The organism is Exiguobacterium sp., assembly GCF_020832205.1.
GTDB lineage: Bacteria > Bacillota > Bacilli > Exiguobacteriales > Exiguobacteriaceae > Exiguobacterium.
Window position 1 is genome coordinate 1 of sequence record NZ_JAFIFD010000043.1, and the last position, 19451, is coordinate 19451.

The 19451-nt window shown below is 56.1% G+C and carries 20 protein-coding genes; 4 read left to right on the forward strand and 16 right to left on the reverse strand.

The window, feature by feature from the left end:
• Positions 1-43: 43 nt before the first annotated feature.
• Both JJU47_RS14705 and JJU47_RS11650 read left to right on the forward strand, forming a co-directional pair.
• A complete protein-coding gene (locus tag JJU47_RS14705; protein WP_366511962.1) occupies positions 44-541 on the forward strand; it encodes a hypothetical protein in 498 nt (165 codons plus the stop codon).
• 174 nt (positions 542-715) lie between these two features.
• On the forward strand, positions 716-913 hold the full coding sequence (locus tag JJU47_RS11650; protein WP_228619579.1) for a hypothetical protein: 198 nt from the start codon (positions 716-718) through the stop codon (positions 911-913).
• An 83-nt stretch (positions 914-996) separates the two neighbouring features.
• Here the strand turns inward: JJU47_RS11650 and JJU47_RS11655 are convergent, their stop codons facing one another.
• The 13 genes from JJU47_RS11655 to JJU47_RS11715 all read right to left on the reverse strand — a co-directional run bounded on the left by JJU47_RS11655 (position 997) and on the right by JJU47_RS11715 (position 15476).
• Positions 997-1839: a flagellin N-terminal helical domain-containing protein gene (locus tag JJU47_RS11655; RefSeq protein WP_228619581.1), complete on the reverse strand. Its 843-nt coding sequence runs from the start codon at positions 1837-1839 to the stop codon at positions 997-999.
• Between the two features lie 235 nt (positions 1840-2074).
• Positions 2075-3007: a carbamate kinase gene (gene arcC / locus JJU47_RS11660; RefSeq protein WP_228619583.1), complete on the reverse strand. Its 933-nt coding sequence runs from the start codon at positions 3005-3007 to the stop codon at positions 2075-2077.
• The gene (locus JJU47_RS11665; RefSeq protein WP_228619586.1) at positions 3000-4403 is read right to left on the reverse strand and encodes a YlbE family protein; all 1404 of its coding nucleotides are present in this window, start codon (positions 4401-4403) and stop codon (positions 3000-3002) included. Before JJU47_RS11665 ends, arcC begins: the two co-directional genes overlap by 8 nt.
• Positions 4396-5949, reverse strand: a complete 1554-nt coding sequence (fdrA, locus tag JJU47_RS11670; protein WP_228619588.1) for an acyl-CoA synthetase FdrA — start codon at positions 5947-5949, stop codon at positions 4396-4398. Before fdrA ends, JJU47_RS11665 begins: the two co-directional genes overlap by 8 nt.
• Positions 5909-6754: an oxamate carbamoyltransferase subunit AllH family protein gene (locus JJU47_RS11675; protein WP_228619591.1), complete on the reverse strand. Its 846-nt coding sequence runs from the start codon at positions 6752-6754 to the stop codon at positions 5909-5911. Before JJU47_RS11675 ends, fdrA begins: the two co-directional genes overlap by 41 nt.
• Positions 6754-8298, reverse strand: a complete 1545-nt coding sequence (locus JJU47_RS11680; protein WP_228619593.1) for a xanthine permease — start codon at positions 8296-8298, stop codon at positions 6754-6756. Before JJU47_RS11680 ends, JJU47_RS11675 begins: the two co-directional genes overlap by 1 nt.
• Positions 8291-8986 carry a cysteine hydrolase family protein gene (locus tag JJU47_RS11685; protein ID WP_228619595.1) on the reverse strand — a complete coding sequence of 232 codons (696 nt, stop codon included), beginning with the start codon at positions 8984-8986 and terminating at the stop codon, positions 8291-8293. The genes JJU47_RS11680 and JJU47_RS11685 overlap by 8 nt, the downstream gene beginning before the upstream one ends.
• Positions 8952-10514 (reverse strand): xanthine permease, encoded by a 1563-nt coding sequence (locus JJU47_RS11690; RefSeq protein ID WP_228619597.1) that lies wholly within the window; start codon positions 10512-10514, stop codon positions 8952-8954. The genes JJU47_RS11685 and JJU47_RS11690 overlap by 35 nt, the downstream gene beginning before the upstream one ends.
• Positions 10515-10739: 225 nt before the next feature.
• The gene (locus JJU47_RS11695; RefSeq protein ID WP_228619600.1) at positions 10740-12296 is read right to left on the reverse strand and encodes a PucR family transcriptional regulator; all 1557 of its coding nucleotides are present in this window, start codon (positions 12294-12296) and stop codon (positions 10740-10742) included.
• Between the two features lie 61 nt (positions 12297-12357).
• Positions 12358-13650, reverse strand: coding sequence for a methyl-accepting chemotaxis protein (locus JJU47_RS11700; protein ID WP_228619604.1), 1293 nt, complete (start codon positions 13648-13650; stop codon positions 12358-12360).
• 122 nt (positions 13651-13772) lie between these two features.
• Positions 13773-14096 (reverse strand): hypothetical protein, encoded by a 324-nt coding sequence (locus JJU47_RS11705; protein WP_228619607.1) that lies wholly within the window; start codon positions 14094-14096, stop codon positions 13773-13775.
• Positions 14097-14105: 9 nt separating this feature from the next.
• Complete coding sequence (locus JJU47_RS11710; RefSeq protein ID WP_228619609.1) at positions 14106-14933, reverse strand: GNAT family N-acetyltransferase; 828 nt, start codon at positions 14931-14933, stop codon at positions 14106-14108.
• Positions 14934-14990: 57 nt separating this feature from the next.
• The gene (locus JJU47_RS11715) at positions 14991-15476 is read right to left on the reverse strand and encodes a hypothetical protein (protein WP_024370476.1); all 486 of its coding nucleotides are present in this window, start codon (positions 15474-15476) and stop codon (positions 14991-14993) included.
• A 156-nt stretch (positions 15477-15632) separates the two neighbouring features.
• On the opposite strand from JJU47_RS11715, the gene JJU47_RS11720 reads away from it, so the two are divergent.
• On the forward strand, positions 15633-16130 hold the full coding sequence (locus JJU47_RS11720; RefSeq protein WP_228619612.1) for a hypothetical protein: 498 nt from the start codon (positions 15633-15635) through the stop codon (positions 16128-16130).
• A 32-nt stretch (positions 16131-16162) separates the two neighbouring features.
• Here JJU47_RS11720 and JJU47_RS11725 read toward each other — a convergent pair whose 3' ends face one another.
• Both JJU47_RS11725 and JJU47_RS11730 read right to left on the reverse strand, forming a co-directional pair.
• Positions 16163-16348 carry a putative quinol monooxygenase gene (locus JJU47_RS11725; RefSeq protein WP_228619614.1) on the reverse strand — a complete coding sequence of 62 codons (186 nt, stop codon included), beginning with the start codon at positions 16346-16348 and terminating at the stop codon, positions 16163-16165.
• Between the two features lie 2 nt (positions 16349-16350).
• The gene (locus tag JJU47_RS11730) at positions 16351-17301 is read right to left on the reverse strand and encodes a DMT family transporter (RefSeq protein ID WP_228619616.1); all 951 of its coding nucleotides are present in this window, start codon (positions 17299-17301) and stop codon (positions 16351-16353) included.
• Positions 17302-17423: 122 nt separating this feature from the next.
• Here JJU47_RS11730 and JJU47_RS11735 point away from each other — a divergent pair, with 122 nt between their 5' ends.
• Positions 17424-18338, forward strand: coding sequence for a YitT family protein (locus JJU47_RS11735; protein WP_228619618.1), 915 nt, complete (start codon positions 17424-17426; stop codon positions 18336-18338).
• A gap of 26 nt (positions 18339-18364) precedes the next feature.
• Here the strand turns inward: JJU47_RS11735 and JJU47_RS11740 are convergent, their stop codons facing one another.
• Entirely contained in the window at positions 18365-19420 is a 1056-nt protein-coding gene (locus tag JJU47_RS11740) for a GGDEF domain-containing protein (RefSeq protein ID WP_228619620.1), read from the reverse strand.
• Positions 19421-19451: the final 31 nt, after the last annotated feature.

The following is a 19451-nucleotide window of genomic DNA, read 5'->3' on the forward strand; positions in this document are numbered from 1 at the left end:
TCCTAACGTTCTTGTGTCGCAACTTAAACGTTAGGGTGAGATTATGATTGCTGGCAAGTCCTTTTTCTTTTCAAAAATAGGAGTGCAGAGTTGTGTACGTTTCCGTTGCACACTTCTGCACTCCTATTTTGCACTACACAGACTTCAGTATCGCGAACATTTTTCAGTCAAACAAATGGAGTATCGAGAATGGAAATTGTCAATCGCTCTACGAATCTTCGAAGGAATAAAGGTTTGCTCCACCGGAACGAGCGCAGAGCTATTTTTAAGAAAAGATGAACTCTTTACCTGGCTTTGGGCACAATGTTATGAGAACCGCAAAAAGCATATCCCTATTCATCTATTAGAGGATTGCACGCACCCCGTATTTTTACTAGCCCTTTACCTAGATGATGGTAGCCTATCACTGACGAAATCGAAACGCTCTAAACTGAACCAAACGATTATCACTTCTCATATCTATCTCTATCTACAAGCTTTTTATCTCGACAAACTCGAAGCTTTAAGTGATTTCATTTATCGAACCTTTCATCATCATTAGTTTGTATTGAGCCGTCGCTCAGATGGACATCTTTATACGCTATGCATCCAGAAAACAGAAGAAGCAATCCGTTTCTTAAACGATTTGTCACCTTATGCTTACGCTATTCCATCAATGCATAAAAAGCTAGATTAGGAATATCGCTTGCAACTCGAACGCGAGAAGGATCCAGACATGACTGTCATCGCCTCAAAAGCAAAAAATGAATATACATCTGAAGAAATTGATTATATCATCCAAGCAAAAAGCAATGGATTGACTGATGAGTCAATCGCGAAGTATTTGAACCGTACGTATTGGTCAGTCGTTTATAAGTGGCAAGATATTAAAAAACATCATTTAAAAGAGAGTGAATTTGTCTATGTATACTAAAAATGTCCGTCCCTCCTAGAACGAGGGGCGGACATTTTTGCAATTAGATTCTTGTGGCTTTTGGTTAAGAAATAGTATTAATCTTAACGAAGAAGTTGAAGAACTGCTTGCGGCTGTTGGTTTGCTTGACTGAGCATTGCTTGTGAAGCTTGGTTAAGGATGTTGTTCTTCGTGAAGTTCATCATCTCTTTCGCCATGTCAACGTCACGGATACGTGACTCAGCAGCTTGAAGGTTTTCAGCCGAAGTGCTCAAGTTGTTGATTGTGTGCTCGAGACGGTTTTGAGTTGCTCCCAAAAGTGAACGTCCTTTTGATACTGTTTCGATTTGAGTCGAGATTGTCTCAATCAACGCTGTTGAAAGCGCTGAAGTCGCAACGCTTGCTCCAGACAAAGTTCCGACCGCTGCTTCAATAGTTGTCAAATCAATCCCTGCAGTGGCAAAATCCACTTCCATAGTTTGTGCGTTGTTAGCACCAACTTGGAATGTCACCGTTCCACCAACACCTGCAGAACCGTCTAAAAGAGTCTGTTCGTTGAACTCAGTGTTGTCTTTGATGCGCGTGATTTCTTTACCAAGTTCAGCCAACTCGTCACCGATTGCATCGCGGTCTACTTCTACGTTCGTGTCGTTCGACGCTTGAACCGCAAGTTCACGCATACGTTGAAGAATTGAGTGAGTCTCGTTCAATGCGCCTTCAGCTGTTTGAATCATTGAGATACCATCTTGTGCGTTTTTCGAAGCCATATCAAGACCGCGAATTTGTCCACGCATTTTTTCAGAGATTGCAAGACCAGCAGCGTCATCTCCAGCGCGGTTGATGCGAAGACCTGAAGATAATTTCTCCATTGCTTTCCCAGCGTTTGAAGTGTTTGCTGTCATGTTACGGTGTGCGTTCATTGCATTAAGGTTGTGGTTAATAATCATTGTAATTTCCCTCCATAGGTTTGAGTTTTTTCCGCTCTTCCAAATCCATTTGTCCGAGCATACAAGGTTTAGGCCGGCCCCTCACCTTGTATTAGTTGGTAACGTTTTTGCGTTTCCATACTCTATATCGGAGTCATCCCCGTACTGTTTAGTCTTTTCCAAAAAAAAGTTACACGTTATGACTCCTTATATTTAAATCACATAGAAAAACGACCCATCATTGGGCCGTTCCTCCTCACTTCACTACCACTTCCTCCACAAACCTCGTCCCTGTCTTCCCTGCAATCGCCTCACCCGCTTGCTCGAGCGACGTGATGATCGCCTCACGCCCTGGCCGTGACGTCACGAACGAGAGCGCCGACTCGACTTTCGGCAACATACTACCGGCCGGGAACTGCCCGTCTTGAATATACTCTCGTGCCTCATCCACCGATAACATCGCAATCCCGCGCTGCGTCGGCTTCCCAAAGTCGACTGCGACTTGGTCGACCGCCGTCAAGATGAACAACACGTCGACGTCAAGTTCACGCGCGAGCAGCTCACTTGCCCGGTCCTTATCGATGACCGCATCGACCCCGACGAGACGTCCGTCTTCTCGGACGACCGGAATCCCGCCACCGCCACCGGCGATGACAACGTGGCCGGCTGACACGAGCGAACGGATCACGTCCACCTCGATAATCTCGATCGGTTCCGGTGACGGGATGACGCGGCGATACCCGCGCCCCGAGTCCTCGATGAACATCATCCCTTTCTTCTCGAACCGACCGGCCTCGTCTTTCGTATAAAATTGACCGATCGGTTTCGTCGGACGCTTAAACGCCAGGTCGTCTTTTGCGACGAGCGTCTGCGTCACGACCGACGCGACCGCTTTGTCGATACCACGGCGTCCCAACTCTTCACGGAGTGCTTGTTGCAAATGATAGCCGATATATCCTTGGCTCATCGCAACGGCTTCCGCCATCGGGACGTCCGGTTGCGCGTCCGCCTCGTCGAACACTTGATGGATCATGCCGACTTGCGGCCCGTTCCCGTGCGATAAAATGATGTCGTGTCCGGCTTCAATCAAATCAGCGATCGAACGTGCTGCTTCGCGGACGAGTTCGAGCTGTTCGGTCGGACTGTTGCCGAGGGCATTCCCGCCGAGGGCGATAAGTAACTTAGACATGGCTGACCTCCTCTGAATACGCTTTTAACGCTTTCGCGAAACAGTCGAGCGGCGGATGGACGATGCCGGCCCCGACTTGACCGATTCCGGCCTCGCGGTGCGCCATACCTGTGTTGATGACCGGGAGAACCCCCGTCTCGATGACTTTTCGAATGTCGATGCCGAGCGGCGTGCCGCGGAAATCGAGTGTCGGAATCGAGTACGTGTTGTTCTCGTCTTCTGTGATTGTATACATCGAACGCGAATAGTCGAGCGCGTCCTCGACTGCTCCCCCGACGAACTGCACGATCGCCGGGGCGCCGCCCATGGCGAAGCCGCCAATGCCGAGCGTCTCGGTGATGGCGCTGTCGCCGAGGTCCGGTGCCGCGTCAGTCGGCTCGAACCCTGGGAACAACAACCCTTCGACGAAGTTCGCCGGTGCCGTGAACCATCCGTCGAGACCGCTCACCCGAATCCCGAAGTCGACACCGTTCCGTGCCATCGTCGTGACGATGGTCGAGCCTTTCACGCCGTGACCGGCGTCAAGCGACGCTTTCGCCGCCGGCATCGACAAGTTGAGGAAATAGTGCTCATTCTTTTGAATGAAGGCGAGCGCTTGTTTCCGGACGTCATCATCCAAATCCGCTTCCAGAAACGCCGGCATCATGTCCCGAAGGAACAGGCTCGTCGCCGCCTTATTGCGGTTATGGCACTCGTCGCCCATATGGAGCGCCTGGGCGATCAACGTGCGCAAGTCGACCGGACCCGATACGTCGAGCGCTTTTTGAAGCGCCGACATGTACACTTTCTCAATCCACCGTAAGCGCTCGAGCACTTCAATTGAGAACGCCCCGAAGCGGAGCACTTTCCCGAGCCCTTCGTTCACCGTGCAGTACGCCCGGTTCCCATCCGTCACGTTCTCGATGATATGGACCGGCATCGATGGCGAGATGACGCCGGCCATCGGTCCGACCGCGTCATGCTCGTGGCATGGGGCGAACTCGATGGCACCCGACGCCGCGAGTTCACGAGCCTCGGCTTCCGTCGTCGCGAGCCCTTCATAGAGGATGGCCCCGATGACGGCACCTTGCATCGGTCCACACATGTCCGCCCATTCGACGGGCGGACCGGCGTGCAAGATGAGGTGGGCGTGCATCCCTGGAATCTCATAGCGAGCGTGGTTGATGCCTACGAGCATCGGATGGGCCGCTTTGATCTTCGCGACGGCCTCCGCGTTCCGCTCATTCGTCTCATCCGTGTTCAACCGGTCGAGCGCTGCGAGCAAGGCGATATCCCCGCTCGCTGGAGGCGACCAGTCGTATTGGACGACGTCCGTCCCTTGCCGTTCGATATCTTTTGAGAACGTCGACGCCCCGATGTTGATGGCGTGTAACGTTGAATTGAACCAGTTAGCCATGGATCTCCACTCCTTTTTTGACGATGGTGCTGGCGATTTCGACCGCCTCGGCGTTACTGCGGGCAACGAACGCCCCGACTTGTTCGAGACGACGTTTCTGGTCGGCGTATCCTTGTTTATCGGTGTCGGTGCCGCAGATGTACGTCACGATTGGCAAGATGCGACCTTCTCGTTTGGCGATCGCTTGCGCTTGTTTCAACGTCTCGATTGATTCCCCGACCGGGTCGTCGTGTGAACCGTAACCGAGTTCAAAGTCGAGGAGGAGTACGCCACACGTCGGATCGGCCGCTTCTTTTAAAATACGCTCGTTGCGTAGCGCCGGCTCGATCATCGGATGCGGCTTGCCGACCGTGAAGGCGTCATCGCCGAGGTCGACGAGCGTATGGCCCGTGCTCGTGAAGACGTCGGTCATTTTCTCTTCTGTGCGTTTGGCGACGTTGCTCGTGAGCGGATTGACCCGGCCCCGTAAAATCGACAGCGCCTCGGCCGTGAGCGTTCCCCCGCAGAACAAGCCGCGAATGAACCGCTCCGTCCCTTGCGTCCGGTGCACGACGTTGCTCCACGTCTTCGCCTCTTCTGAGACGAGTTCGACGTTCAAGTTCGGCTCATACGTCCGGACCGCGGCGAGCGCCGCCTCGAACAACGTCGTCGTGAACGTCACGTGTGGCGGCAAATCATCAGGTGCTTTTCCGTCAAGGAGACCAAGGACGACCGGCTTGTCGGCACGCGTCACACGTTCTAAAATCATCTGTTCGACTTCTTTGGCCGGCGGTTTCGAGATGAGAACGAGCACGTCCGTCGCCTCGTCCGCGAGCAACGCGTCGATACCTTGGCGCATCATGATGCCACCGATGTCACTCGACAAGTCGCGTCCTCCCGTCCCGATCGCTTGGGAGACACCGTAGCCGAGCCGGTCGACTTGGACCATCACTTCTTGAAGGCCTGTCCCGGAAGCGGCGATCATGCCGATCCCGCCCCGGCGCACGTCGTTGGCGAAACAGAGGCCGGTCCCGTTGATCATCGCCGTACCGCAGTCCGGCCCCATGACGAACAGTCCGTTCTCGGCGGCGTACGTCTTCAAGTCCCGCTCGTCTTCGACTGAGACGTTGTCACTGAACAACATGACGTGAAGGCCGCTCTCGAGCGCCCGGCGTGCCTCACGGGCCGCGAACTCACCCGGCACCGAAATGACGGCGAGATTCGCCTCTGGACTCATCTCACGCGCTGCGCCAAACGTCGTCACGCTCGTCTTCTCGCCTCGCTTCCCGCCCGCTTTCTTCGCACCGAGCGCTGCCTCGACTTCTTCTAAGATTTGCGGTAGCACCGACTCTTCGGCACGACAAGCGATTAACAGGTCGGCATCAGACGCCTCACGCGCCTCGTCCGTCATGAGCCCGACGTTCTCGAGCAGCTCTTTATTCATCGGGGTTGCCATCGAAACGATGACCTCATCGACTCCTTCTTGTTTTTTTAACTTCCCGGCGAGCGACATGAGCGTCACCGAGTCATGATACGTCTTCTTCTTCACGATCGTTTGATGAATCACGATTCCCACTCCTTTGTGCGATAATGCCGGCGTGAACGCCGACTAAAAAGTCTGTGCCTGATGTCGAACCGATGGCGAGCACGCGTTTCAGTGCATCGAGGTCGGTCAACGAATGAAACAAATCGAGCACCGCCTCGTTCGTCCGTCCGTGATACGCATGACGGAGCATCTGGTAGCTGACGCGCGTCGTCTTGTCGCGGCTGATCCGGAGCATCTCGAGCGGAACGTCGAGCGGTTGTCCGAGCAGATGAGCAGCGAGCAAGCGGCCGGTCACATAATCGTCGCCAGCAGGCGTCAGTCCGGGACCAAGACCGATCAACCGGTCGAGCTTTCCTTCTGCCATCACCTGGTCGATGAAGCGCTCTTCTGTGTTCCAACGTCCGGCGCTCAACGCCTCGAATCGTTTTCGATACGGCCTGAGCACCCCGCCTTCTTTTCCGTATGTGATGAGGAACTCGTACAACTCGTCGACCGAGGCGTCATCGACAGGACGTGCCTTGACGTGGAGGTCGACCGGTGCCGCGTCAAGCGACACCGTCAACCCGTTCTCAAACGTGAAACCTTCCCCGATGACGACGCGTGTCCCGATGTCCGGGGCGACCGAACGAAAGTCGAGCACATCACTCAGTTGAACCATATCGGGCGCGAGCGGACGACGGGGCGTGGAGACGGCAATCAGCCGATCCCGCTCAATCAACTCGATGTTCAGGACGTTTTGAAAGACGCTATGCACGTAACCGATCTGTCCATTCAACAAGCCGACGTCTAGCATCGCATCCCGCCGTACCCCCTCGAGCCAAGACATTATGACACCTTCTCTCGTTCCGGAACGACGTCTTCTTTTGCCCGGTACAGGCTGAGCGCGATCAAGCCGGCTGCGGCGACGATGTAGCCGATAGCGACATCTAGCCCGACACCGATCCCGATTTCGGCACTATGAATGATGCCGAAGAAAGCGAGCAGTGCGGCAATCCCGGCATAAACCGCGGCGAGCCGGAACTTTTGATCGATAATGTAGATGACAATCGTTGCTAAGAGCATCGAGACGAGAATGTCCGCCGAGCCGAGCGTCTGCCAGCCAAGATACGGGATCCCGTTCGCAGCAAGCGTTGCGTAGCCGACTTCTTGTGCCGACGTCCCGATCGCACCGAGTGCGTTGTTCACTTGCGTGATGATATAACTCGCGACGAACGGCATGAGCGCGATGATGAGCGCCGGGATATGCCGTTTCTCCGTCTCCCCGAACGCCTGGGCCCCGATGACCATCGCGATATAGACGAGGATCGGAAGCAAGGCGACGAGCGGAATGACTGACAAGACGAGCGGGAGCAAGCCGAGGAAGGCGAGGAAGATGACCCCGACCCCGGTCGCTAGCGAGTAGCCGACGCGGGCCCCGGCTTTCTTCCAACCCGGGTGGCCGATGTAGATGATCATCGGATAGACGCTACCGAAGAAAGCACCAACGAGTGTAAGGAGTGCCGGGACGAGCATTGTGATCGTCGTCGGGTAATGGTCCCCGTCCGCCGCCGCACTTTCGATGTTGTCGAGACTCTCCAAGAAGTCATAGATGGCGAGCGGGATCGCCGCCGGTAGGAATGGCGCGAGAAGCGCAAAACCTTCCGCGAGCAAGTCGAGCCCGAAGATTGACGGGAACGCGAGCGAGAATCCGGCCGCTGCCGTGCGTACTTCATTAAAGTCCATGTAGCCTGTCGCCCAGGCGAGCACCATCCCGACCGCAATCGCCATAAGGCCGGCCGGCATATTTCCCGGTAAGCGCTTATGGGCGAGCCAGCCGGCGAGCACGATGACGAGCGTGAGCAACCCGATGTACGGTGTTGTATACACTTGTCCGAGCGGGTTCATCGCGATATATGTGAGCGCGATTCCCGCGAGCGAGGCAAGCATCGCCGAACGTGGGATGTACTTTTGGATGAATGGGCCGATGAACGCCCCAATCGTCATGATGAGACCTTGGACAATGTTCCAGGCGACACCGACCGCCCAAGCGATCATCCAGTCGTTCGTTTGAACATAGACCGGGAGCATGACCGCGAACGCGACGACGAAATAGTGCGGGACACTGATCCCGTACGGCATCGCGGTGACGTTGTCGCGACCTTCCCGTTGTGACAGGCGACGTGCCTGGAAGGCGAGGATGATGCCGCCGAGACCGACCGCGATCGCCGTCGCCGGGACGATCTTCCCATAGACGATGTCGCCCGGCATATTGATGGCGAAGACAAGGAGTCCGATTGCCGCCAACAAGTTCGTGAGCACGTTACTGAATAAACCGAAGAACCCGTTCAAGTCCCCTTTGACGAACCATGGGGTGGCGTGTCGGTCATTCATGGTCTTCTCCTCCAATCGCGTTCAAAAATTCACTAGACGGCGCCGTCCAGCCGAAGATGCCTCCTTGTTGGTGGATCATGCGAATCGAATCCTCATGGTCTTTCGGATCGAACGCCGCCGAGCAATCTTCGAGTAATAGACAGTCGTACCCGCGGTCGTTCGCCTCACGGATCGTCGTCTGTACGCAAACGTGCGTCGTCACACCGCCGACAAGTAAGTGCGTGATCTCTTTTTGTTTCAGGACGTCATCGAGTTCGGTGTTGTAGAACGCACCTTTCCCCGGCTTGTCGATGATCGTCTCCCCGTCGAGCGGTTTCAACTCGTCGACGATGTCATGGCCGTACTCGCCACGGACGAGGATGCGTCCCATCGGACCTTCGTCGCCGATGCCGGCGCCTTGTTTCTTGCCGCGGTTCAACTTGCTCGGTGGGCAGTCCGACAAGTCCGGCAAGTGCCCTTCCCGCGTGTGGATGACGGTCATCCCGGCCGCACGGGCCGCCTCAAGGACACGCTGTGTCTGCGGGATGATTGAACGGGTGAGCGTGATGTCGTTCCCGAGCTTCTCGCCGAAGCCGCCCGGTGCACAGAAGTCGCGCTGCATATCGATCAAGACGAGTGCCGTCGACTCAGGACGGAACGTGAAGTCATATGGTTTAGCTTGCATTTTCATTTCGGTTGTCGTGTTCATGGGTGATTCCTCCTAATTGATGATTTGATTTGTTTTTACCGACGATATAAAACAGGAAGCCGATGATGACGTAACTGAGCGCCATCGGGCCATTGACCGCGAAACCGACCGTCTCCGCATGGATGATGCCAAAGAAGGCGAGCATCGCCGCGATCAAACTCGCGAGCGCCGCCTTGTGGAAGGTCCGGTCGATGATGAAGACGAGGATGCTCGCCCAGAGGACGCTGACGAGGATTGCACCCGAGCCGAGGACGGACAAGCCTTCATAGTTGAGCCCCGCGGCGAGGATAGTCGCGTAGCCGACCGTCGCCGCATCTGTCTCGGCGGCGTTCAGTGACGTGTTAATAATATTGTGCCCCCAGTTCGCGACCCACGGGATGATCGCCAAGATGACGGCTGGCGCGTAGCGTGGGTTCGTCTCTTGGAACGCCTGGGCGCCGATGACGAGACCGATATAGATGAGGATCGGTAAAATCGCGACGACCGGGATGATGGCGTATAAGACCGAGACGATGCCGAACCACGTCAAGACGAGCATCGTCACCCCCGTCATCCAGGAGTAGCCGATCCGCGCGCCCGCCTCTTTCCAACCGGCGTGGCCGATATAGACCGCGATCGGGAACGGGCTACCGAACGAGCTCGCGACGAGTGTCGACGTGGCGTCGAAGACGAGCGCTTGGCGCGTCGGGTATTTATCTCCCGCTACTTCCGCGCTCTCCAAGTTGTCGATCGTCTCCATGAAGTTATAAATACCGAGCGGCACAGCCGAGGCGAGGAACGGTAAGGCGACCGCCCAACCGTCGACGAGCCGGGTGACCGAGAACGTCGGGGCCGACAAGTTGACGGCAGCGAACGCCTGGCTCACTTCACGGACGTCCATCACCCCGCTCACCCAACCGATGAACGTACCGGCGAGGATGGCGACGAGACCGACAGGGAGACGAAACGGCATGTTCACTTTCCCGAACCAGCCGAGCAAGATGATGCTCAAGGAGACGAGTCCGGTGTACGGGACGTCCCACGTGTCCATCGCCGGGGCCATCGCGATGAACGTGAGCGACACTCCGGTGAGCGTCCCGAGCATCGCCGGGCGCGGTAACCATTCCCTGATTTTCGGGCCGATGAGCGAACCGCTCATCGCAATCAACCCGTTGACGAAACACCAGACGAGCCCTGTCGTCCAGGCGAGATACGGGTCTTCTGTCTTCCAGTAGACCGGACCCATGATCAAGAAGACGATGAGGAACATGTGTGGGACGCTCACCCCGGTCGGGAGTGCCGTCACGTCCGTACGTCCCTCCTCCTTCGACAGCCGGATCGCCATGTATGTGTAGAACAGGCTGCTGACGAAGATCGATAAGCCGACGGCCGGTAGGATTTTGCCGTACACGAGCGTGACCGGCAATCCGATGGCGAGATGAAGCAGACCCGCCATGACAAGTAAATTTGTTAAGTTGTTCGTGAATAGACCGAAGTACCCGTCCACATCCCCTCTCGTCCAATACTTGATTCGAAATGGTGAGTCCATAGGCGTGACCTCATTTCTTAAAATGACTGCAAATTCGCGAATTCTTGGTACACCCATAACGTACCATCGAATCTTTTATCAATCATTGTCAACAAAATATGAATGAAGCGCTTTCAATTTGTCATGTTTTGCTAAGTCGAGAGGATAATCGCTCAACCATGCGGTTTTCGTCTAACGTCAGCATTCACTTGTCACCGTTTGGACATGCAAAAAGACGAGCGCATGTCACAATTCGGACAAACGTTCGTCTTCGATACGACTATTCAACACGTGCAACGCCTGGGAGGCCACGTAATATTCGCTCATCTTCTCCCCATCCGTCAAATCAAACCCGAGTGCTTTCAGACGTTCAATCCGGTATCGCAGCGTATTGTAATGAATGAACAACTGTTGTGACGCTTTTTGGACGTTCATTTGGCAACGGATGAGCGTCAAGAGCGTGCGCAACAATTCCTCTTCCCCGAGAAGACGGCCTAGTCTACGTTCGACGAGCCGACGGAGCGGCGCATCCTCGAGTTCGAACAGCAACGCATACATCCCGAGCGCGTCGACGGTTTGGACCGGCTCGAGATTGATGCTACGCATGATCCGCAGCGTTTGGCGCAGCCGTTCATATTCACCCGCCAAGTCGCGCAACCGATCGATTCGGGACGAGCAGGCGATGATGACGTCACGACGTTCGCGCGCCGCCTGCTCATGCACGTACGTCCCGAGCTCGATGAGCGTCGTGTCGTCCGGCTCATTGACGAAACAGATGAGGCTGTCCTCGTAATAAATGACTTTATGCGTCAACTCACGGTCACTGAAGCGTCCGGATAGCCACCGCTCGAACCGCTCAATCGTCTCACTCTCTGGCAACATCCGGACTTTTTGTTCGACCGCGATCATACCGAGCGGGAGCGACAAGTTCCAGTTGAAAGAATGGGCGCGCCTAAGAACTTCTTCTTCACTGCGAAACCGGCCGTTCAAAATGTCACGGAGAAACGCGTCCAAGTAGTTACGCTCTTGCTCAAGAATGGCGCGTTCACGTTGAAAATCAAGAGCCAATAGAATGGAGGCTTGCTCCATCGCCACGTGGATCGTCGTCGTCCGTTTCCCGGCGACATCGAGCGCGATCAGTTCGCCGAGTGATTCCTCGCCGACCCGGATTGGTTGGGCAATGACCTCATCCCCCGTGAAAATACGGTCACCTAGCTTGACCGCCATCCCATCCCGTTCGAACGGTTCATCTGAAATCGACTGAGCGCGCAAGTCGCCTTGGCCAGAGAATAGGAAGACCGGCATTTGAATCATCCCCGACAAGACGGTAACGAACGTGTTGATGTGCGCCCCGTTCAGCAGAAGGCGCATCAGTTGTTGGTGAATCTCATCCCTGAATTTCAAAATGGAGTTTTGTTTCTCCAATAACACTTCAAGCACCGCGTTACTTAATCCCGAAAGGTTTGCGTCTTCCGGCAGCGTGATGAGAGGAAAATTGTGGTGGTCGGCCGCTTCGACCATCATATCGGGCAGGGTCGTGACGTAACGCCCGAGTTTGACCGCAAGACCGGCCAACCCTTTTTCCGCGAGACGCGGGACAAGTTCCCGCATCGCTTCCTCGTTCCCGGCGATCGGATAAAACGTCGTCAATAAGAGACTCCCTTTTGACACGTAAGGCAAAATGTCGGGCACTTCCATGAACGAGACGTTATTCACGAGCCGGTCCACGCCCTCTTTCCCGGCGATGACCGTCGCCCCTGCATAGGCAGGTAAAGCCAAAACTGCCTCCACATCGATTTTCACAAGACATCCCTCCACACTCAGTGTAGCAAAAAAGCGCATGCTTTCGCATACGCTTTCAAACTCATGCTTCCACTTTCACTTGCTCCGTCTCGTTCTGCAAACTTTCCGCAACACGCACAAGCTCCGTCATCGCTCCGTTCACTTCACCGAGACTCGCGGCTTGCTGGCTCGCCGCTGACGTGACTTCTGTCGCGTAGCGTGACGCTTCTTCGACCATGCCGACGATACCGGCCGAGTTCGTCACGACCGAGTCGATTTGGCCGCGCGACTCATCGAGTAACGCATCGACCGAATGGACGTGGCTGTACACTTCGTTCGCCGAACTGTGAATCGTCGCGAACGCACCACCCGCCTTCTCGACGAGTCCGACGCCCGTCTCAACTTCCGCTTTCACGTTCGCCATCGATGACGATGTGTCGCCAACGAGACGTTTGACGTCGACGATCAAATCCGTGATCTCTTGCGTCGAGTTCGCCGTCTGTTCCGCGAGCTTTTTGACCTCGGCCGCGACGACCGCGAACCCGCGCCCGTGCTCACCAGCCCGTGCCGCTTCGATCGACGCGTTCAAGGCAAGTAAATTCGTCTGTGCCGAAATATCGCTGATGACGTCCGTGATACGTGAAATCTCACCTGTCATCTCCGTCAACTTGCTGTTGAGTGTCGACGACTGCTCGACTTTGCCGGCGATCGCGTGCATCGCATCGACCGATGACGAGGCGAGACCTTTACCGCTCTCGGCTTCTTGTTGCATCTCACTCGCCGCGTCAAGCGCCGAGCCCATCTCTTGACGGATGTTCTCCATCGTCCGAGCGACGGCACCGAGCAAGTCCATCGAGCTGTACGTCGCGTTGACGTTGTCTTCGAGCATCTTGTTGAGCGAGTCCATCGCTTGACGGATATTCTCGCCGGCGACATTCCCTTCTTGAACGGCCGCGGCGATCTCTTGCGCTGAACCCGTCAATTGGTCCGCCGTGTAGCGCATGTTCGTTCCTTGTTCCCGAAGATGACCGACCATGTTGTCCATCGAAAGAAGCAAACGCCCCATCTCTGAGCGGTCGTTCGTCTTCTCACCCGCGAAGGCGACCGTCAAATCACCATTCCCGACCTGGACCGCTTTGTCCGACGCCGACTCGATCGCCTTGAGCGGACGACGCGTCACCAAGTAGATGACGATGCCTCCGATAATTGAAATGAGTAGTGCCACGGCCGTCCCGACGAGCATGACCTGACCTTTTGGCATCTCGAAATCGGTCGCAAGTAAGAGCGTGATGTACCCGACCGCCCCGGCCGTCACGAACGTTGTGGTCAAAATCCACGCGAGCAGCTGGGCCGTAAAGTTTTTGAATAGCTTCACTATGAGTTCCTCCTCTGTGTAATTCATCACCTTCTATATCGTCTCATTGGAAGCTTTTGTATAGCGTTTTCAGTTGAACGTTTGGTCAATGAAAAAACGCCCTCCGCATGGAGAGCGTCCGTTCAAAACGGGTCGGTGTCTTTTGTCACACGTGTCCGTTCACGCGTCGTCGTGAGCGCATCGATCGCGAGTGCGATCGCCGCCGCCCAGTGAAGCATCATCCCGACGATCGGGATGAAACCGAGCACCGACGCCGTGATGCCGACGATCGGACCGAACGACAACCGGTTCAACCGAGTGAGCGACAAGACGAGCACGACGATGTGAAACGCGAGCATGAAACCGAGCGGTGAATAGCCCATGCTGATGATGAACAAACCGCCTAGGATCGGGATGCCGAGGAACGCCTCGAAAGCCGCTCCGAGCCATTTCAAATTTCTGACCATGTTCTCACCTCACAGTTCTAATAGATAAAACTCATAGCCGCCATTTTCCGCGAAACCGGCCCGCTTGTAAATCTCGAGCGCGGCCTTGTTCTCCGTCTCGACGTCGAGCTCAAGTTTTGTCCGGCCCATGCGGAAAAGCTGCTGGACCATCTGCTTCAGCATCTTCGAGCCGTAGCCTTTCCCTTGCTCGCTCGACCGGACGCCGAACGCGTGGATGCTTCCGGCGGCGTCGCCTGCGAGAAGCGCACGGATGACGCCGACCGGACGGCCTTCGACTTCACCGATATACGTCACGCGGTCCGGCGTGTCGATTTGGCTGTAGATGTTCTCCGTCACATCAACCGGGTCACCGAACGCCTCAGAAAGCGTCTCGATGATCACCGGACGGTCAGCGTCCGTCGCCTCGCGGAGCGACACCTCGTTCGGTTTCAAGAACAGCTCCGCCTTCTTCAAGACGAGGTTGTACTCCGAGAACTGGTACGCCGCGCCAAGGTGGTCGACGACCGCCTTGCCGGACTTCGACTTCCGGTCGATGACGAACGTGAACGCCTCGCAACCGTTCGCTTTCGCGTCTTGTTTCGCCGCCGTAAGGAGCGCCGTGAAGACGCCTTGTTTGCGGTAGTCCGGATGGACGAGCGCGTTCACTTCATATTCATTCTGTAAATACGGGAACAACATCAAATACCCGATAAGCAAATCGTCCGCATAGATGGCGTAGTCGTTCTGACCGACCGCCTCGTGGCCGACTTTCACGTCGATTCCGTCATGTGCGTTGACCGCTCCTTCGAGCACCCGCACGTCTTCTGTTTGTCTCACTTCTTCTACTGTATAGTTCATAACATCACCTCAAATGTATTGTAGCACAACCGAAAAAGCCCGCCGAAGCGGGCGGACTCATAACGTGCGGAACTCGAGCTCCGGGAGCGTCTCGAGGAGCTCCGTGATCTCATCCGTGTGCGCCTCAGCGCCCGGAACGGCCTCAGTCGGCTCGACCCAGAAGAACGTCTTATCGCTCGCGCCGAGGTAGTTGCCGTAACCGACTTCTTCCGCGAACGCTTCTTCAGACAGCTCGCGGTCAACGAGGTCCAAGTGGAACAGCAACTGGTCGTCGCCGCCTTCTAAGTTATAGTAGAGGTCGAACGTGCCGTAGCTCGCCTTGTCGCCAATGTCGGTTACGTCTTGCGACTTCTCGATATAGACGTCCCCGCGCTCGATCGCCTCGGCGATCTTCGACGGAAGGATGATCTCGTAGCCGAGGGCACGGTCACGGATCGTCTGAGACGTGTCGTCTGTGCGTCCGCGTGACGAGACGACACCGACCGTTGCGACGAGGGCTCCGGTCACGCCGAGCGCGACGGCCCACTTCAATGTTTTGTTCATCTAGATTCACTCCTCTTTAGTCTTGCCATGAGACGATTATCGCACAAAATGCACCCAAATCATTAAATATTCTGAAAAAATGTTTAGGGATGCGTTGACGCACGTTCCCCAATCCCATACGATAAAAGTATCGCATTATAGAAAAGAGGAACTGACATGTCAAACGAATCACAATTGTCACGGGCGCAGCTCGACGCGCTCTTAAAAAACGTCTTCGCCCTTCAAATCCCGGTCATCGAGAAGTTCATGACCGATCTGTTCAAACAGTACGTCTCGACGGCGTCCACGTTCAAACAAGACATGGACACGATGAAAGCGACGGACTGGCATAAGCAGTTCTTCGGCCAGAAAGCGATGCCGCACCTGTTCATCGAGAACCTCGGCTTCGGTGCCTCGTTCCGTCACCAGGAGCAGGCGAAAGTCGTCAAGATTCCTCCGAACATGACAATCGTCAAACCGGACTCGGACTCGCAAATCGAGGAGATCTTGCAAAACCTCGACAAGACGATGGCATCGATGCCAAACATCAAAAACAAAGGACTCGTCAAAAAGTTCTACAAAGAGACGCTCGAACTCATCTGCCAGCTCGGCAGCCGGACCGGCATGATGGACGACTTCTACGAAAAAGTCAAAGGCAGTTTGACGAAATCTTAAATGACAAACCCACGTCCACGGACGTGGGTCTTTTACTGCCTTCCTCTCGGCTCAAACGTCACCAACCGTTCGACGCCGGCCATAATCGGCTTTGCCCGTCCGATGAGCTGTTGCGTCGCTGGTAACGTCAACGACTTCTGATGGGCGTCTTCACTTGCCCACACCTCATAGACGACAATCGAGTCGTCGTCGAGCGAGACGCTCACCCGATACGCCATCTTCATCCCTCCTTCCCGTAGCGGTCAATCGAAATCGGTTTCTCCATTCCTTTTAGGGAGGCCCGGCTGTGAAGCGTGACACCGGCCATGACGAGCCCGATCCCTGCAAGCGACAGTCCCGACGGCAGCCCCGCCTTTAAGAAAAGGATCTCACCGACGAGCGCGAACAGCACTTCGAGCGCCTGCGTCGCCTCGACCGTGGCGAGCCGTCCCATGTCGTGTTTGACGAGGTCGGTCGCCTTGAAGAAGAGCACCGTCGCGATGACGCCGGACAGTAGCGCGACGAGGAGCGTCTGCGACACTTGTGCCCCCGACGGCGCACCAGTCGTCCACCCATACCCGAACAACAACAGCCACACCGGGAGCGAGCCGATGCACATGCCGAGGATACGCTCGAACACGTCCAGGTCGGTGTGGGCCATCATCTTGCGGTTGCCAAGCGGATAAGCGAACGCCGCGACGAGCACGGGGAGCACCCCGATGAGGAGGAAACGCGGCTCGAAGTCGGCGAGGAACTCGACTTGCATGAGGACGACGCCGAGCAAGATGATGCCGGAGAAGCGGAGCGCCGGCCACGGGATCTGTTCGCGCGTCCCGTCTGAACGTTTAAACAGCGGCGACAACAGCGCCCCGGCGAGAATTGTCACTTGCCACGTGCCGGCGATGAGCCAAGGTGGCGCGGCCTCGGCGGCGATGCAGATCGGCACGTAAAACAGACCAAATCCGACCGTCCCCCAGACGAGCCACGGCATCGGCTCGCTCGAGAGTGCCCGGCGCACGCGGCTTATCCCGCCGCGTATGGCGACGACGAGGACGAGGAGCGGGATCATGAACAAAAAACGGAGCGAGGCGCTATACGCCCAGTGCCCGCCCCCGACGTGCATCGCTTCGTTCAACACGAACGTGCTCGCAAAAAACAAAGCGGCGAACACCCCAAATATGAGCGGACGCATCGAATCCCTCCTTCCTGAATTCCCACTTGTTCCATAAGTTGTGTCAGATTCCCTGCCTCGACGAGTAAAATCGTTGTGAGCTTTGCTATACTAGTAAGAAAAAGGAAAGGGGCGGATCCGCGATGCAGCGTCCACCGATGCCTTCCCCGTCACCGGAGGAAGTGCAGCGCTTGAAGCGCGAACATAACCCGATCAAAGGGACGGAACTCGTCGCCAAAGGCCTCCTCCTCTTGTTCGGTGCGTTCATCTTCGCCATCGGGCTCGAGGCGTTCCTCGTCCCGAACCAAATCATCGACGGCGGCATCGTCGGCGTGTCGATCATCGTCTCGTACGTCTCCGGCACGAAACTCGCCATCTGGCTCGTCTTGTTCAACTTGCCGTTCATCTACTTCGGCTATCGCCAGATCGGGAAGACGTTCGCCGTCGTCACGCTCGTCGCCATTTTGCTCATGTCGGGCTTCACGATCCTGTTGCATTCGATCGAACCGTTCACGGACGACTTGTTGTTGTCGACCGTCTTCGGCGGCTTCTTGCTCGGTGTCGGGATCGGTCTCGTCATCCGGGCCGGCGGGTCGCTCGACGGGACGGAGATTTTAGCGGTCTCTTTCACGAACCGGTTGCCGTTCTCCGTCGGCGAGATCGTCATGTTCTTCAACATTTTCATCTTAGGGACGGCCGGGTTCGTCTTCAGTTGGGACCGGGCGATGTACTCGCTCCTCACTTACTTCATCGCCTTCAAGACGATCGACGTCGTCTTAGAAGGACTCGACCAGTCGAAGGCGGCGTGGATCATCACGACGTCGCCGGAAGATGTCGGCCAGGCGATCATGGACCGGCTCGGCCGCGGCGTGACGTATCTCCACGGCGAAGGCGCCTATACGGGCGACGGCAAGAAAGTCGTCTTCACGGTCATCAGCCGGTTAGAAGAGACGAAGCTGAAAGACATCCTCGACGATTACGACGACAAAGCGTTCCTCGCCATCGGCAACATCCACGACGTCCGGGGCGGGCAGTTCAAAAAGAAAAACATCCACTAAAAAATCGGCCGCGGCCGATTTTTTGTTTACCCGATTTTCACTTGGTCGCGCCCGTTCGTCTTCGCCGCATAGAGCGCGGCGTCGGCCCGCTCGAAGACGAGCGTGCCCGGTTCGGCGTGGGCGAGTGACGCCCCGACCGAGATCGTCATCGGGATGACCTGTCCTTCGAACGTATACGTCGACTCGCGCACGACGCGGACGAGCCGCTCGGCGAGCTCGGTGACGTCCGTCGTGTCTTCGAGTACCATCAAAAACTCTTCCCCGCCGTAGCGCCCGACGAAGCCTTCAGCCGGACACTGTTCGCGAAGCGTCGCTCCGATCTGACGGAGCGCCTCGTCGCCGGCCCGATGCCCGTATGTATCGTTCAACTGCTTGAACCGGTCGATGTCGATGACGAACAACGCCCACGGTACGCCGGATGCCTCCACGTCGTTCAACCGTTCGAGCGTCATGTACCGGTTCGGGAGCCCCGTCAATTCGTCGATCGTCGCCCGCTGCGTATGGAGCCGAAACATGCGTAAATGCGTCTCGATCTGTTTCGCGACCCAGTAGCACATCCAACCGCCGAAGAATGTCATGACGAAATACGGCAAAAACACATTTGTGAACGCATGCATCGGAACGTTACCGGCGATGCGGAACAAGACGAGTACGGCTCCAAATACTAAATAGGCCGAGTATAAGTGACCGCGCCGCAATGACAATCGATTCAATACGAGCGATAAGACGAAGAACAAGCCGAGCGTGCCAAACGAGCGGATCAACTGATCGGTCATACCGTCGAGGCCGAAGCGACCAAGAAGTGTGAGCCCAATCGTCACCCCGACCCCGACCGGTCCGGCATACGCCGCCGCCAAGGCGAGCGGGATGATGCGAAGGTCGATGCGCGCGTCTTCGACCGAGAACGAATTAACGGTCAACAAGACAGCCGCAATCCCCATCGCGAGCCCGAAAGACATCCGCACGGCGAGCGGCGACGCCGATTGAATCGGCAAGACGTGGCGCATGAGGTAGAGCGTGAGCGACAACAACAAATAGATGATGCTGATATTGATGAAGAAGATATTGACAACTTGACCCAAACGACCGCGCCCTTTCCCCGAAATTTCCCAT